General features: G+C 73.0%; 17 protein-coding genes and 1 pseudogene. 11 read left to right on the forward strand and 7 right to left on the reverse strand.

Annotation, left to right across the window (positions count from 1 at the left end):
• Window positions 1–219 precede the first annotated feature (219 nt).
• The 4 genes and pseudogenes from ACFHWS_RS02870 to ACFHWS_RS02885 all read left to right on the forward strand — a co-directional run.
• Window positions 220–615 carry an Rv2175c family DNA-binding protein gene (locus tag ACFHWS_RS02870; protein ID WP_158632205.1) on the forward strand — a complete coding sequence of 132 codons (396 nt, stop codon included), beginning with the start codon at window positions 220–222 and terminating at the stop codon, window positions 613–615.
• Between the two features lie 5 nt (window positions 616–620).
• Window positions 621–1,007, forward strand: a complete 387-nt coding sequence (locus tag ACFHWS_RS02875; protein WP_416551601.1) for a lycopene cyclase domain-containing protein — start codon at window positions 621–623, stop codon at window positions 1,005–1,007.
• The gene (locus ACFHWS_RS02880) at window positions 1,004–1,396 is read left to right on the forward strand and encodes a lycopene cyclase domain-containing protein (protein ID WP_416551603.1); all 393 of its coding nucleotides are present in this window, start codon (window positions 1,004–1,006) and stop codon (window positions 1,394–1,396) included. Before ACFHWS_RS02875 ends, ACFHWS_RS02880 begins: the two co-directional genes overlap by 4 nt.
• A 12-nt stretch (window positions 1,397–1,408) precedes the next feature.
• Window positions 1,409–2,212: pseudogene (locus ACFHWS_RS02885) on the forward strand (putative Ig domain-containing protein); the annotation flags it as partial.
• A 174-nt stretch (window positions 2,213–2,386) separates the two neighbouring features.
• On the opposite strand, the gene ACFHWS_RS02890 reads toward ACFHWS_RS02885, so the two are convergent.
• The gene (locus ACFHWS_RS02890; protein ID WP_416567560.1) at window positions 2,387–3,469 is read right to left on the reverse strand and encodes a polyprenyl synthetase family protein; all 1,083 of its coding nucleotides are present in this window, start codon (window positions 3,467–3,469) and stop codon (window positions 2,387–2,389) included.
• Window positions 3,470–3,529: 60 nt separating this feature from the next.
• Here ACFHWS_RS02890 and metF point away from each other — a divergent pair, with 60 nt between their 5' ends.
• Together metF and ACFHWS_RS02900 are read left to right on the forward strand one after the other, a co-directional pair.
• Window positions 3,530–4,447 (forward strand): methylenetetrahydrofolate reductase [NAD(P)H], encoded by a 918-nt coding sequence (gene metF, locus ACFHWS_RS02895; RefSeq protein WP_416551607.1) that lies wholly within the window; start codon window positions 3,530–3,532, stop codon window positions 4,445–4,447.
• A gap of 41 nt (window positions 4,448–4,488) precedes the next feature.
• Window positions 4,489–5,166, forward strand: a complete 678-nt coding sequence (locus tag ACFHWS_RS02900; RefSeq protein WP_416551609.1) for a CDP-alcohol phosphatidyltransferase family protein — start codon at window positions 4,489–4,491, stop codon at window positions 5,164–5,166.
• A 53-nt stretch (window positions 5,167–5,219) separates the two neighbouring features.
• On the opposite strand, the gene ACFHWS_RS02905 is transcribed toward ACFHWS_RS02900, so the two are convergent.
• Genes ACFHWS_RS02905 through ACFHWS_RS02930 form a run of 6 tightly spaced genes read right to left on the reverse strand, consistent with a single transcriptional unit; the run spans window position 5,220 to window position 10,629 of the window.
• Entirely contained in the window at window positions 5,220–6,755 is a 1,536-nt protein-coding gene (locus ACFHWS_RS02905) for a phytoene desaturase family protein (RefSeq protein WP_416551611.1), read from the reverse strand.
• Between the two features lie 27 nt (window positions 6,756–6,782).
• The gene (locus tag ACFHWS_RS02910) at window positions 6,783–7,955 is read right to left on the reverse strand and encodes a glycosyltransferase (protein ID WP_416551613.1); all 1,173 of its coding nucleotides are present in this window, start codon (window positions 7,953–7,955) and stop codon (window positions 6,783–6,785) included.
• A complete protein-coding gene (locus ACFHWS_RS02915; RefSeq protein ID WP_416551615.1) occupies window positions 7,952–8,752 on the reverse strand; it encodes a carotenoid biosynthesis protein in 801 nt (266 codons plus the stop codon). Before ACFHWS_RS02915 ends, ACFHWS_RS02910 begins: the two co-directional genes overlap by 4 nt.
• Window positions 8,749–9,351, reverse strand: a complete 603-nt coding sequence (locus tag ACFHWS_RS02920) for a GNAT family N-acetyltransferase (protein ID WP_416551617.1) — start codon at window positions 9,349–9,351, stop codon at window positions 8,749–8,751. The genes ACFHWS_RS02915 and ACFHWS_RS02920 overlap by 4 nt, the downstream gene beginning before the upstream one ends.
• A 13-nt stretch (window positions 9,352–9,364) precedes the next feature.
• A complete protein-coding gene (locus tag ACFHWS_RS02925) occupies window positions 9,365–10,144 on the reverse strand; it encodes a monooxygenase (RefSeq protein ID WP_416551619.1) in 780 nt (259 codons plus the stop codon).
• The gene (locus ACFHWS_RS02930) at window positions 10,141–10,629 is read right to left on the reverse strand and encodes a YbaK/EbsC family protein (RefSeq protein WP_416551621.1); all 489 of its coding nucleotides are present in this window, start codon (window positions 10,627–10,629) and stop codon (window positions 10,141–10,143) included. The genes ACFHWS_RS02925 and ACFHWS_RS02930 overlap by 4 nt, the downstream gene beginning before the upstream one ends.
• A 107-nt stretch (window positions 10,630–10,736) precedes the next feature.
• On the opposite strand from ACFHWS_RS02930, the gene ACFHWS_RS02935 reads away from it, so the two are divergent.
• The 5 genes from ACFHWS_RS02935 to ACFHWS_RS02955 all read left to right on the forward strand — a co-directional run bounded on the left by ACFHWS_RS02935 (window position 10,737) and on the right by ACFHWS_RS02955 (window position 13,746).
• Window positions 10,737–11,219, forward strand: a complete 483-nt coding sequence (locus ACFHWS_RS02935; RefSeq protein ID WP_416551623.1) for an NUDIX domain-containing protein — start codon at window positions 10,737–10,739, stop codon at window positions 11,217–11,219.
• Between the two features lie 259 nt (window positions 11,220–11,478).
• The gene (locus tag ACFHWS_RS02940) at window positions 11,479–12,084 is read left to right on the forward strand and encodes a hypothetical protein (RefSeq protein ID WP_416567561.1); all 606 of its coding nucleotides are present in this window, start codon (window positions 11,479–11,481) and stop codon (window positions 12,082–12,084) included.
• A gap of 47 nt (window positions 12,085–12,131) precedes the next feature.
• On the forward strand, window positions 12,132–12,674 hold the full coding sequence (locus ACFHWS_RS02945) for a GNAT family N-acetyltransferase (protein ID WP_416567562.1): 543 nt from the start codon (window positions 12,132–12,134) through the stop codon (window positions 12,672–12,674).
• Window positions 12,675–12,769: 95 nt separating this feature from the next.
• Entirely contained in the window at window positions 12,770–13,552 is a 783-nt protein-coding gene (locus ACFHWS_RS02950; RefSeq protein WP_416567563.1) for a helix-turn-helix domain-containing protein, read from the forward strand.
• A complete protein-coding gene (locus tag ACFHWS_RS02955; protein WP_281550693.1) occupies window positions 13,549–13,746 on the forward strand; it encodes a DUF397 domain-containing protein in 198 nt (65 codons plus the stop codon). The genes ACFHWS_RS02950 and ACFHWS_RS02955 overlap by 4 nt, the downstream gene beginning before the upstream one ends.
• Window positions 13,747–13,755: the final 9 nt, after the last annotated feature.

A 13,755-nucleotide genomic window follows, 5' to 3' on the forward strand; every position in this document is an offset into this window, starting at 1 on the left:
AGTCTATGCGGCCGCAGGGGGAGGGCAGAACTCCGATCAGGCCGGGTCCGCCGAACCGGGCCAAACCGTTACCTGCCGGCAGCGCACCGCAACCAACTGGCAACCCGCCCAGGCCCGCCGAACGGCGAACCCGTCGGGGCGCAACCGGTACGGGCTCACCTGGCGCGTAAGGACGGGGTCAGTGGTGCCGGCGGGGCCGGTGCGTGGCAGGGTGGTGACGTGACAGATCCCGCCTCGACACCAGCGCCGCCGGCCCCCGGCGGGTCCGGGCCGGTGACCGCCGGGGAGCCGGCCGGTTGGCTGACCCTGCCCGATGTCGCCGAACGCCTCGACGTGACGATCAGCAAGGTCCACCAGATGGTCCGGGACCGGGAGCTGCTCGCCGTCCGGCGCGACGGGGTCCGCCGGGTGCCGGCCGAACTGGTGGCCAACCACACCGTACGCAAACACCTGCCCGGCATCCTGACCCTGCTGCACGACGCCGGCTTCTCCGACGAGGAGATGCTGGGCTGGCTGTACCGGCCGGACGACTCGCTGCCCGGCACGCCCGCGACTGCGCTGGGTGGGGACCGCGCTCGCGAGGTGAAACGTCGGGCACAGGCCGAGGGTTTCTGACCGGCATGGGTCAGCTCAGCTACCTGGCGGTGCTGGCCGGCTGTCTGTTCGCCGCGATCTGGCTGGAGCCGGTGCTGCGGGTCAACGTGCTCCGCCGGTGGCGTCGGCTGTCCCTGACTCTGCTGGCGGTGGTGGTGGTCTTCGTCGCCTGGGACCTGGCCGCGATCGCCGCCGGACACTGGAGTTTCGACCCCGCCCAGACGACCGGGGTGCTGCTGCCAGGCCGGTTGCCACTGGACGAGCTGCTGTTCTTCATGGTCGTGCCGATCTGCACGGTGCTGGGATTCGAGGCGGTCCGCGCGGTGCGTACCCCGTCCGGCCGCCTACGCCGCCCCGACGACCGCTGGTCGGCGGGCGACGAGGCCGATGCCGGCCGGCGGCGAGTCCGGTGAGCTACACCGTCGCCGCGCTGCTCGGGGTGGTGGCCGCCGTCCTGGTCGACCTCGTGGTGCTGCGCACCCGGCTGGTGCTGCGGGCGGTCTTCTGGGCGACCTACCCGATCATCGTCGGCTTCCAGTTGCTCTCCAACGGGATCCTGACCGGCCGCCACATCGTGCGCTACGACCCGGCCGCCACCGTCGGGCTGCGGATCGCGTACGCGCCGGTCGAGGATCTGCTGTTCGGCTTCGCGATGGTGCTGTTCACCCTCTCGGTGTGGGTGTGGCTGGGGCGACGCGGCGTGCAGCGCGCCCCGGTCGCCGGCGAGGGCGACTGGCTGCTCGCCCGGCTGCGGCGGCGCCGGGCGCGCCAGTCCGCCGCCGCCCCCGGAGACGAGCATTGACCGGAAACTGACTACCCGAACACCGCGTCCGGCGTCACCGCGTACATCATCGACACCGGCATCCGCACCACGCACAGCGACTTCGGTGGCCGGGCGGTCTGGGGTGTCAACACGGTGGGCGGCAGCAACCCCGACTGCAACGGACACGGCGCCCATTCCGCCGGCACCGTCGGTGGCACCTCGTACGGGGTCGCCAAGGCGGTCCGCCTGGTCGCCGTGAAGGTGCTCGACTGCGCCGGCAGCGGCTCGTTCGCCGCGGTGACGGCCGGGGTCGACTGGGTGACCGGCAACCACACCTCTGGTCCGGCGGTGGCCAACATGAGCCTGGGCGGCCAGGGCAGCAACACCACCCTGGAGAACGCGGTACGCAACTCCATCGCCGACGGCGTGGTCTACGCGATCGCCTCCGGCAACTCCAGCTCCAACGCCTGCAACTTCGCCCCGGCCCGGGTCAGCCAGGCGATCACCGTCAACCTGACCCCTGCCCAGGTCGCGACCGCGATGTCCACCGTCGCCACCCCCAACAAGATCACCAACGCGGGAAGCGGCTCGCCGAACCGGCTGCTGTTCGTCAACACCGGCGGCGGTACGCCGGGCATGCCGGCCGTCGACAACCCGGGCGCCCAGAACACCCTGCGGGGTGTCGCGGTCAGCCTGCGGATGACCGCCTCCGGCGGTACCGCGCCGTACACCTGGTCGGCGACCGGGCTGCCGGCCGGGCTGTCCATCAACTCCTCGACCGGGCTGATCTCGGGAACGCCGACGACCGTCCGGACGTACAGCGTGACGGTGACCGCCCGCGACGCCGCCAACCGGACCGCCGCGACCGCCTCAGCTGGACGGTCGGGCAGAACCTGGACGGCACCCACGCCTGCTCGGTGCCGTCCGGGTACACCTACGATCTGGTGGTCAGCCGGCTCAACGAGTGCAGCCCGAACAACTTTGCCAACAGTTACCGGCTGAGCTGAGCCGTTCTGGGGTCGGCGGCGGTCAGCCGGTGCGGGTGGTCGCCGCCACCGCGAGCTCCCGGAGCACCTGCCCGGCCTCGGGCTCGACCGGCACCGGACCCAGCGCGGCCAACGCCCGCTCGGTCAGCTCGGTGATCCGCGCCTCGGTGACGGCCAACGCGCCACTGGCCACGATCACCTCGCGCAGCCGCTCGACCCCGTCGGCGTCGAGCACCGGGTCACCGAGCCGGTCGTCCAGCAACGCCCGGCCGGCCGGCGACGTCGTCCGGTACGCCGACGCCACCAGGAAGGTGCGTTTGCCCTCCCGTAGGTCGTCGCCGGCCGGCTTGCCGGTGAGCGCCGGGTCACCGAACACCCCGAGTACGTCGTCGCGCAGCTGGAACGCCTCCCCGAGCGGCAGCCCGTACCCGGAGTAGCCGGCGGCGACGGCGGCCGGCGCGTCGGCCAACGCCGCGCCCAGCAACAGCGGCCGCTCCACGGTGTACATTGCCGACTTGAGCCGGGCCACCTGGGTGGCCCGGTGCACCGAGGTGTCGCCGGTGAACTGGGTGAGCACATCCAGGTACTGCCCGACGGTGACCTCGGTGCGCATCTCGTCGAAGACCGGCCGGCCCCGGCGCAGCATCCCGTCGGTCAGCCCGGCACCGTGCAGCAGCTCGTCGGACCAGACCAGGCACAGATCGCCCAGCAGCACCGCCGCCGAGGCACCGAAGCCGTCCGCCGGCCCGCGCCACCCGCTGCGCCGGTGGTGCGCGGCGAACCGTCGGTGGATCGACGGCTCGCCGCGACGGGTGTCCGAACCGTCCATCAGATCGTCGTGGATCAGGGCGCTGGCCTGCACGAACTCCAGCGCAGCCAGGGCCGCGACCACCTCAGGTGAGTCGCCGCCGCCGGCTCCCCGGTAGCCCCAGTAGCCGAACGCCGGCCGCAGCCGTTTGCCGCCGCCGAGCACGAAGTCCTCGAGCGCCGCGGCCACCGGCAGCAGCGCCTCGTCGACGTCGCCCAGCCAGCGTCGCCGGCCCTGGAGGAAGTCGGCCAACGCCCGGTCGATACGTCGACGCAGGTCGGCCCGATCGGTCGGCGCGACCGTGATGCTGTCTGCCACTCCCTGACGCTATCGGCTGGTTGATGCGCCGCCCGCAGGCCACCCGGTACAGTCGGCTGCGTGGCTCTCGGTCTACCGTCCGTACTCCCCGGCTCGCAGCCGTCGATCGGGGAGCTGATCCGCGCCGGCCAGCCGACTTTCTCGTTCGAGTTCTTTCCGCCGAAGACCCCCGCCGGCGAGCAGCTGCTCTGGCAGGCGATCCGCGAGCTGGAGCCGCTGCGGCCGTCGTTCGTGTCGATCACCTACGGCGCCGGCGGCACCACCCGGGACACCACGGTCGACGTCACCGAACGGATCGCCACCGAGACGACCCTGCTGCCCATGGCGCACCTGACCGCCGTCGACCATTCAGTCGCCGAGCTGCGCAACGTCATCGGTCGGCTGGCCGGTGCCGGCGTGCGCAATGTGCTCGCCGTGCGCGGCGACCCGCCCGGCGATCCGACCGGCGAGTGGGTTGCCCACCCGCAGGGCGTGCGCTACGCCGAGGACCTGGTCCGGCTGGTTCGTGCGTCGGGTGACTTCAGCGTCGGCGTGGCTGCCTTCCCGTACAAACACCCACGCTCGCCGGACATCGCCACCGACACCCGGTACTTCGTTCGTAAGTGCCGGGCCGGTGCGGATTTCGCGATCACCCAGATGGTCTTCGACGCCGACGACTACCTGCGGCTGCGGGACCGGGTCGCGGCGGCGGGCTGCGACACCCCGATCCTGCCCGGTGTGATGCCGGTCACCAAGCTAGCTACCATTGAGCGCTCCGAGCAGCTGTCCGGTGCCCCGTTCCCGCCGGCACTGGCCGCCCAGTTTGCCCGGGTCGCCGACGACGCCGACGCGGTCCGCCGGCTCGGCATCGACCAGGCCAATCAGCTCTGCCAGCGGCTGATCGACGAAGGTGTGCCCGGCCTGCACTTCATCACCATGAATCGCTCGACGGCCACCCGTGAGGTGTGGCTCAACGTCGCCGTTGGCGCGCGGGCGTGACCCGCCCGCCACCCGGGCCGTCCCGCAGCGGTTGAGCTGTCGTGGAGACCCGGCTCAACTGGCAGGACTACGCCGTCACCTGGGCACGGCTGCACGGCGGTTTCGACCCTCGTACCGCCACCCCGGTGGTGCGTTACTGGCTGCGCGCCGCGCACGCCGTCGCCGACCTGCTCGGCCGGGCCAAGATCGGCCCGACCACGGTCACCGTCGCCGGGGTGCTGCTCTGCCTCGGGGTGCCGGTGCTCGCCCCGCGCGGCGGTCCCGGCCTGCTCGCCGCCGGCGGCCTGGTGCTGCTGGCCGCAGTCGCCGACACCGTCGACGGTGCGTTGGCCGTGGTCACCGGCCGGACCACCCGGCTCGGCTACGTCTACGATTCGCTCGCCGACCGGGCGGGCGAGGCGTTCTGGCTGCTCGGTTTCTGGCTGGCCGGCGCCGCCGGCCCGCTGGTCGTCGCCGCCGGCACACTGTCCTGGCTGCACGAGTACCTGCGGGCCCGGGCGGCGGCAGCCGGCATGCGGGAGATCGGCGCGGTGACGGTCGGGGAGCGACCGACCCGGGTCAGCATCGCCCTGGTCGGCCTGCTGCTGGCCGGTGCCGCCGCGCTGATCGCGCCGGACCTCGCCGCCGGGGTGCTCACCCTGGCCACCGCGGTCTGGGTGCTGCTCGGCCTGTTCGGGCTCAGCCAACTGTTCACCGCGGTCCGCCGCGCCCTGGCCTGACCCGGTCCGCCGACCCGGCCGCACCGGCTTGGCTCCGCCCTCCGAGCCCGGGGCTACCGGCCGGCCGGGCCGATCCGGTCGGCGACGATCTGCGCCGACAGGGTCACCATCGGCAGCCCGCCACCGGGATGCACCGACCCGCCGACCAGAAACAGTCCGGCCGCCGGTGCCCGGTTCGCCGGCCGCAGCAGCCCGCCGGCCGTACCGTAGATCGACCCGCCCGGCGTGCCGGTCGCCGCGGCCAGGTCCGCCGGTGTGCGTACCTCGCGGAACAGCAGCCGGTCCCGTACGTCCACCCCCCGGTCGGCCAGCACCCGCAGCACCTGATCGGCGTACGCGTCGGCCAGACCCGGCCGGCGCCAGTCCACCCCGGCCAGCGACAGGTCCTGCCGGGCCGCGTTGACCAGCACGAACCACGCCTCGTGGCCGTCCGGCCGGGCCGCCGGATCGTCGGCGACCGTCACGAAGATCGTCGGATCGGTGGCCGGCCGGGCCGGCCGACCCCGCCCCGGATCACCGAACACCGCGTCGAACTCGGCGTCGTAGTCGCGCGGGAAGAACACCGTGTGGTGGGCCAGCTGCGGGGTCCGGCCGCGTACCCCGAGCAGCAGCACGAAGCCGCCGAGGCTGCGGTCGGTCAGCCGGGCCAGCCGCCGGGCGTGCGGCAGCAGCTCCCGGTAGACCCGCGACGCGTCCACGTTGGCCACCACCACGTCGGCCGGCACCGGACGGGCCTCACCGGCCACCCGTACGCCGTGCACTCGGCCGCCGGCGGCGTCGATCGCGGTGACCGTCGACCCGGTGCGCACCACCACGCCCAGGTCCAGGCAGCGGGACAGCAGCGCGTCGGCCAGCGCCCCCAGCCCGCCCCGTACATACCAGCCGCCGAAGGTCAACTCGGCGTACGGCACGGCGAGCAGCGCCGCCGGCGCCCGCCGCGGGTCCGCGCCGGTGTAGGTGGCGTAACGCTCCAGCAGGGTCCGCAGCCGCGGGTCGCGGACCTCGCGGCGCAGCACCCCGCGCAGGCTGCGGCCGGGCGCGACCGCGGCCAGGTCGCCGAGCCGGTACGCCATCCGCGCCATCGCCAGCGGCGAGCCGACCTCCCGGCGCAGCACGTCCCGCCAGGAGGAGTCCCAGATCCGCCGGGCCCGCCGCCATACCCGCTGCCAGTCGTCGGTGGCCTCGTCACCGAAGGCCACCGCGATCCGTTCGGCGAACGCCGCCGGGTCGGCGCACGAGTCGAGCCAGCACGAGTCGAGCCAGCGCGGGCCGAGCCGTTCGGCCGGCCTGACGGGCCCGGCCGGGAACCGGTGCCGCACGATCGGATCCAGCTCGACCAGATCCAGCACCTTCTCCAGCGGCTCGCCGGTGCCGTCGAACAGGTCGGCGAAGACCTGCGGCAGGGTCAGCAGACTCGGCCCGGTGTCGAAGGTGAACGCGCCGTCCGGGGTCTGCCGGGTCCAGCGGGCCAGTTTCCCGCCGACGGTGTCGGCCTGTTCGATGACGGTGACGTCGTGCCCGCCGTGGGCCAGCCGGATCGCGGCGGCCAACCCGCCGACCCCGGCGCCGATCACCACCACCCGGCTCATCGGTACTCCTCCTCGCAGCAGTATCGGTCACGGCAGGGCCACCGGGCGGCCGCGCCAGGCGAGGCGCCGCCGCTTGCGCAGATAGTAGGACCGGATCACGAGCCAGCCGAGCAGCGCGACCGAGACCGGATGTGCCAATCCGTCCGGCATCGCCCGGCCGCCGGTGGCCCGGGCGGTGAGCGCCCGCCCGGTCACCCCGAGCCCGTACCCGGCGGCACTGGCCGCGACCAGCACCGCCGCCGCTGGACCGGCGCCGGCTGCCAGCCCGGCCAGCCCGACGACGCCGAGCACCGGCGGGGCCGCGTACAACATCAACAGTCCGGCCACGACGGCGGCCGCGCCGGTCGGCGACGGCAGCGACGCCCACAGCGACTTGCTGTAGCCGGCGGACAGCTCCCGCCAGGACCCGTACATCCGGCAGGTCGCCAACGCCGAACCGTCGGCCAGGGCGATCCGCCCCCCGGCCTGCTTCACCGCACGGGCCAGCCCGATGTCCTCCAGCACCTGGTCCCGCACGGCGGCGTGCCCGCCGGCCCGCCGGTACGCGTCCCGGTCGACCAGCAGGAACTGCCCGCCGGCGGCGGCCAGCGAGGTACGCGGCGAACATTCCATCGCGCGCAGCGGCAGGAACGTCAACCAGCTCCACTGCAGCAGCGGCTGCACCAGCCGCTCGCCGACCGACCCGGCGACGATCCGCGGGTACGGGCTGAGCAGCTGTGCCGGCACCGACCGCAGGGCGCCGATGGCGGCGGCCACCGCTTCAGGGGCGAGGACCACGTCGGCGTCCACGAAGACCAGTACCCCGGCCGGTGCGGCGGGGACCGCGTCGGCGAGCTGCTGGCAGGCGTGCGGTTTGCCGAGCCAGCCGGCCGGCAGCGGCGCGCCGGTGATCAGCCGCACCCGGGGGTCGTCGCCGGCCACCTCGCCGGCCACCTCGGCGGTGCCGTCGGTCGACCCGTCGTCGAGCACCAGGATCCGCCAGTCGGTCAGCTGCCGTTGGGCGAGCAGCGCCCGCAGGCACGGCACCACCCGGTCGGCCTCGTCACGCAGTGGCAGCAGGATCGACACCGGCTCGGTCACCAGGGCCGCCGGGCCGGGCCGGCGCAGCCAGCGCAGCGTGTTGACCAGCGTCGCCGCGGTCAGCGCCAGCAGCACCGCGACGATGCCGAGCGCACCCACCGCCACCGTCCACCAGGTCATGACGCCTGCCGTGGCGGGCGTCCAGCAGGTCCGGTCGCCCGTCGCGAGCGAATCAGCGTCACCGCGAACGGCACCGCCACCAGCCCCATGCCGAGCCCACCCCAGCCGGCCGAGGCGGGCAGTCCGAGGAACACCGCGTGGGCGAGCAGACTCGACGCGTACGTCCACAGATACAGCGCGTACATCGGGGCGTCCACCGGCCCGTCGGCCCGTCGGGCGCCGACCCCGGCGGTGAGCCGCAGTAGCGTCATCATCACCGCCGCCACGGCCAGCCAGCCCAGGTAGTTGCCGACCGGGACGTCCGGCACCCCGGGCAGCGCCGGGTCGGTGTCCAGCCAGGTCCAGTGGCCCTCGGTGACCATCTGCGGGTCGAGGAAGAGATCCCAGGCGGCCAGCGCGACCGCCCCGACGGCGATCCGGGCCACCGTCGGGCGGACCAGCCGCACCGCGACCAGCCACGCCGGCCAGGCCATCCAGGTCCAGGCCAGCGGGATGACCACCGGTACGCCGAGCAGCTTCGGCCCGAGCGTGCCGGCGTAGTCGTAGCCGCCGAACGGGACCCCGGTCGCCACCCCACAGGCTTCGACCGCCAGCCCGCCGCCGGTGGTGACCAGCACCAGCGCGGCGGCGGCCGGCCCCCGGGTCAGCCACGCGTGGCCCACCGACAGGACGAAGCCGATCACCACTGTGGCGACGGTCAACCCGGCCCGGGTGCCGCCGCCGGTCAGCGGGTAGCCGATCTGGGCCAGCACCAGCAGCGCCAACAACGCCCAGGGCAGCACCCGCCGTGCGTTCATGACCGCTGCGGTGCCGGGTCCGTCGACGGCCCGGCCCCCGCAGCCGGTGCGGCCTGCGGGTGGGGCAGCGGCAGGGTACGGCCGAGGACCGCGAAGGCCCGTTCGTCGCCGGGGAAGTGAAAGTTGCGAAGTACGTCGACGTAGCCGAATCGCCGGTACAGTCGCCAGGCCCGGGACCGCTGCTCGTCGGCCTCCGGGGTGGACAGCAGGGTGGTCGCGCCGGCGGCCATCCCGAGCAGGGTACGCAGCTGGTGTGCGCCGAGCCCGTGCCCCTGTGCCTGCGGGTGCACGTGCAGCTCCACCACTTCGAAGCAGTCGGTGAGCCAGGTGCTGCGGGCGGGTTTCGGCAGCGCGCCGCGTACCTGGTCGTGCCACCACTGCCCGGCGGCCGACCGGTAGCCGTAGCCGAACCCGGCGAGCGCGCCTTCAGCGGTGAGGGTGGCGACCGCCCGGAATCCGGGGCGCCGTACGTGGGTGGCGATGTAGCCGCGGCGTACCTCCAGCAGCTCGGCGCGGTAGTTCATCGCCTCGCCGTACACGCTGACCACGTCGTCGAGCCGCCGCAGCAGGTCGTCCGGCAGCCACGGCACCAGCCTCATCGGGGTCCGCCTCTCATCCGCCGCCAGCACCGCATGTCCCATCCTCGTCCTCTCCGGCCCGGTCCTTTCCGGCCCAGCCCAGCACGGCCCGGTCGCCGGTGACATCGAGCACCTCGAACCGGGCGAAGAGCTCTTCCGCGTACCACTGTGTCACCGGGGTCCGGGTGATGGCCGCCCGGTGCTGCGGGTGACGGTACGCGAACCGGGTCAGATCCGCCGTGTCCCGCCACACGCTGACCGTGCCCTGCCAGCCGAGCGGTGCCTCGCCGACGCCGAACCGGCAGTGCAGCCCGTCGGCGTCAGCCAGGGCGGCGGCGACCGGCGGCACCGCCCGCCAGAAGGTGACCGCCTTCGCCGGCCGCAGCCGCGCCCGGGTCAACGCCAGCACCGGACGCCCGGCACCGCCCGGCCCGCCGCCCGGCTCGCCGAACGGGGCGACGCCGGACCAGCGGCCCCGGCTGTGCAACGGCCGCAGGTCGACGCGGACCCGCGCGTCGGCGACCCGCAACCACGACCGCCCGACCGGCAAGGTGTCGAACCCGGCCGCCGTCGCCGGGTCGTCCCACACCACCAACGCCGCCCACCGGGTCGGGTCGACGTCGGTGGGCCCGAATCCGGTGCCGGTTCCGGTGCCAAGCAGCTTGGCGAACCGTACGCCGTCGACGCGCCGCAGCCGGCGGGCGTCGACGGCCATCCGGGCCAGCACGCGCGGCAGCCGTCGCCGAGGGACCCGCCAGACGTGCAGCGTGACCAGCGCGGGCACCGTGGCTGCATGGTCGGCGGGGTCGTTCACGCCACCTCGGCGGCGGTGCCGGCGGTGATCCGTAGCAGTTCGGCGTAGGTGGTCGGGAATACCGCCCGGGGTACGCCGCCGGCCGCCCAGATCTCCGGGTACTGCTCCAGGGCCACGTCGACCAGGGCGCGGACCGGCTTGGGGTGGCCCAGCGGGGCGACCCCGCCGATCGGCTGCCCGGTGTGTTCCCGGACGAACCCCGGGGTGGCCCGGCGCAGTGCGTCGACGCCGAGGTCGGCGGCGACCTTCGCGGTGTCCACCCGGTGCGCGCCCGAGGTGAGCACCAGCAGCGGCTCACCGTCCGCGTCGAAGATCAACGAATTGGCGATCTGCCCAACCTCGATGTCGAGGGCGGCGGCCGCCGCAGCGGCGGTGTGCACCGCGTCGGGCAGCAGCCGCACCCGGCAGCTGGCGCCGGAGCCGTCCCGGGCGTCGGTGGCGTTCAGCGCGTCCTGCACCGCCTGCACGTTCGGATGTGTCTGCATGACCTCTATCTTGCTCGTGACCCGGATCGTGCCGCCGCCGGATTATTTACACCCTATTTGGGAGGGTTATTCTCCTGGTAGCGGATCTAGCGCGGAGGAATGCGAGCATGACTGCCCACCGGCTTCGAGTGGCCGCCTACGCGGTCTGTGCCGACCAGGGGCAGCTGCTGCTGGCCCGCTACGTCTCGCCGGGCGGCTCCCGCCGGCACTGGACACTGCCCGGCGGCAAGGTCGAACACGCCGAGGACCCGGTTGACGCGGTGGTCCGCGAGGTGGCCGAGGAGACCGGCTACCAGGTCGAGGTGGAGTCACTGCTCGGCGTCGACTCCCGTACCGTGCCCGCGCAGCGCCGGCTGCCCGGCCGCAGCGAACGGCACAACCTGGGGGTCTTCTACCGGGTACGGGTCGTCGGCGGAGCGCTGCGGCCCGAGGTCGGCGGCTCCACCGACCTGGCACAGTGGGTGCCGCTGTCGCAGGTGCCGCAGCTGACCCGGGCGGTGATCGTCGACGTCGGACTGGAGCTCGACCGCACCCGCCCGCCGAGCGGCCACGTCATCCCGGTCCCGGTACGCGGCCTGCTCCGCCACTGAACGCGGCCGTTCACCCGCCGCACCTGCCCCGCACACCGGCTCACCCGCCCCGCTCCGGCCTGCCTGTCCGCTGTGCTCCGTCTGCACGCCTGCCCGCTGCGGCACGAGCCGAACGCCAGATACCTGATCGACGCCGGAACAGGTCTCTGGTGTTCGGCTCATGCTGCCGGCCGGTGCTCCGAACCCGAAACGGTCACGCTGCGTGCGCTGTGCAGCGGCCATTACCTGACCGGGTCGGCGTTGCGACTAGCCTGGTCCGATGACGGCGGAGGGGCGGCTCATCGATCTCGACCGGTCGACCGGCGCGACGGCGCCCGGGGCACCGGCTGGCGACGCGGCGCGGCGACGCTTTCGCGGACCGGGCCGGCTGGTCGGTATGCTGCTGGCCGGGGTGGCCGTGGGCGGTCTCGGTGGCTGGCTGCTCAATGACTACCAGCACCAGCGGGCTGCCGCGGACACCGCTGGATCGGTGGTGGCGTTCGCCGGCGAGGTGTGGAGCGCAGCCGACGGGCAGCTGAACGCCAAAGTGACCGTGGCCAACACCGGAACGCAGCGGATCACCGTACGGGTCCTCGACACGGAGTCTCCTGGCCTGGCAGTGGCCGACACGGGCGCGCAGGCCCGCGTGCGCCCTGGAGGAGTGGGCTCCGTCGACGTGCGGGTCACCTTCGACTGCGACACGATCATGCACCGGTTGGCGACACCACTGCCGATGCGGTTCTCGGCGACCACCGACGCCGGCCGTACCGTGGAGGTCACCTATCCGATGGCGGTCACCGGGCGCTGGCCGCAGGGCACCGGCTTGTCCTGCCGGGAGGGGCTGGTCAGCGGCGGCCGTACGGTGATCCTCCTGCCCGGCCGGTGACCGGGCTCGACGATCTCGGCGTGCGGCACTGGCGCTACAGTGCCTCCATGGCGGAGTTGACCACGCCGCGGCTGGTGCTGCGGCACTGGCGCGGGTCCGACCTGGAGCCGTGGGTGGCGATGAACGCCGACCCTCAGGTGCGGGAGTTCTTCCCGGGCCTGGCGACCCGCGAGCAGAGCGCCACCACCATGTCCCGCTGCCAGGCTGGCTTGGAGCAGCGTGGCTGGGGCTGGTGGGCGGTCGAGGTGGCGGCGACCGGCGAGTTCATCGGCATGACCGGCCTGAGCCCGGTGGAGGCCAACATGCCGTTCGGCGGGGTAGAGGTCGGCTGGCGGCTGCGCCGCGACGCATGGGGCAACGGGTACGCGACCGAAGCGGCCTGCGCCTGCCTGGCGTACGGCTTCGACACCCTCGGCCTGCCGGAGATCGTCGCGTTGACCGCCGTCGGCAACCTGCGCTCGCAGGCGGTGATGCGGCGGATCGGGATGACCCGTGACCCCGCCGGCGGCTTCGACCACCCGAACGTGCCCGACGGCCCGGTGCGCCGCCACGCGCTCTTCCGGATTCAGGTCCCGCCGCGCGCATACTGATCACGATGGCCGCGCCTCGGTCGAACCGACCGGCTGCCCTTTCGAGAACTCCACAGCGTGTTGATTCGATCATTCTTTCCTGATCGGATCGGCTGGTGGATGTCGACATGTGGATCAAGGCATTCAAAGCGGCCAGGGCGGCGGCGGATGTCTCGCAGGATCAGCTTGCTCCAAAAATCAACTACAGTGCCTCCACCATCGCGGCGGTGGAGACGGGGCGGCGCCGGCCGACGATGACTTTGGCTGCGGGTGCTGACGAAGCCTTGGATACCGGCGGTCTTCTCGCCGAGATGCTGGATCTGATCAACAAGAAGCAAGCGCCGAGCTGGTTTGCGTCATGGCGCGCGATCGAGGACCGCGCGGTCAAGCTGCGGATGTACGAGCCGTTGCTGGTGCCGGGACTGCTGCAGACGGAGGAATACGCGCGTGCGGTTTTCACCGGCACCGGCCTGTACACCGCAGACGGGGTCGAGGATCAGGTGGCCATGCGGTTGGATCGCCAACGGCTGCTCGCCAGGGAGAAGCCACCGGTGTTGGTCGCCGTGGTCGACGAAGGGGCGCTGCGCCGGATCGTCGGCGACACGGTTGTACAGCGCGAGCAGCTCAACTATCTGCTTACGCTGATGAACGAGCGGCGGATCAAGCTGTACGTGGTGCCGCTCAGCGCTGGGGCGTATGCTGGCATGTCCGGTGGATTCGTCATCGGTACCCTGCCCGAGGGCGACGACGTGGTGCATGTGGACGGGGTCTTCGGGCATCCCGTGGACCATCCGAGCGGTGTGGAGCAGGTGGTGCGGATCTGGGACAGTCTGCTGACCGAGGCGCTTCCCGAGCCTACATCACGTGAGCTGATCGAAGGTCTGGTGAAGGAACTATGAGCGGTACGAGTGTGACACCACGATGGCGTACCTCGACCCGGTCCGGCAACGGCGGCAACACCTGTGTCGAGGTCGCCGACAATCTCCCTGGCCGGGTACTGGTCCGCGACAGCAAGGACGTCACCGGCCCGTTGCTCGCCTTCGGCCCGGCCGCCTGGTCGGCCTTCGTGACCGGGCTGACCGTAACCCGCTGAGCCCGTCAG

This window comes from Micromonospora sp. LOL_013, assembly GCF_048060315.1.
Lineage (GTDB): Bacteria > Actinomycetota > Actinomycetes > Mycobacteriales > Micromonosporaceae > Micromonospora_E.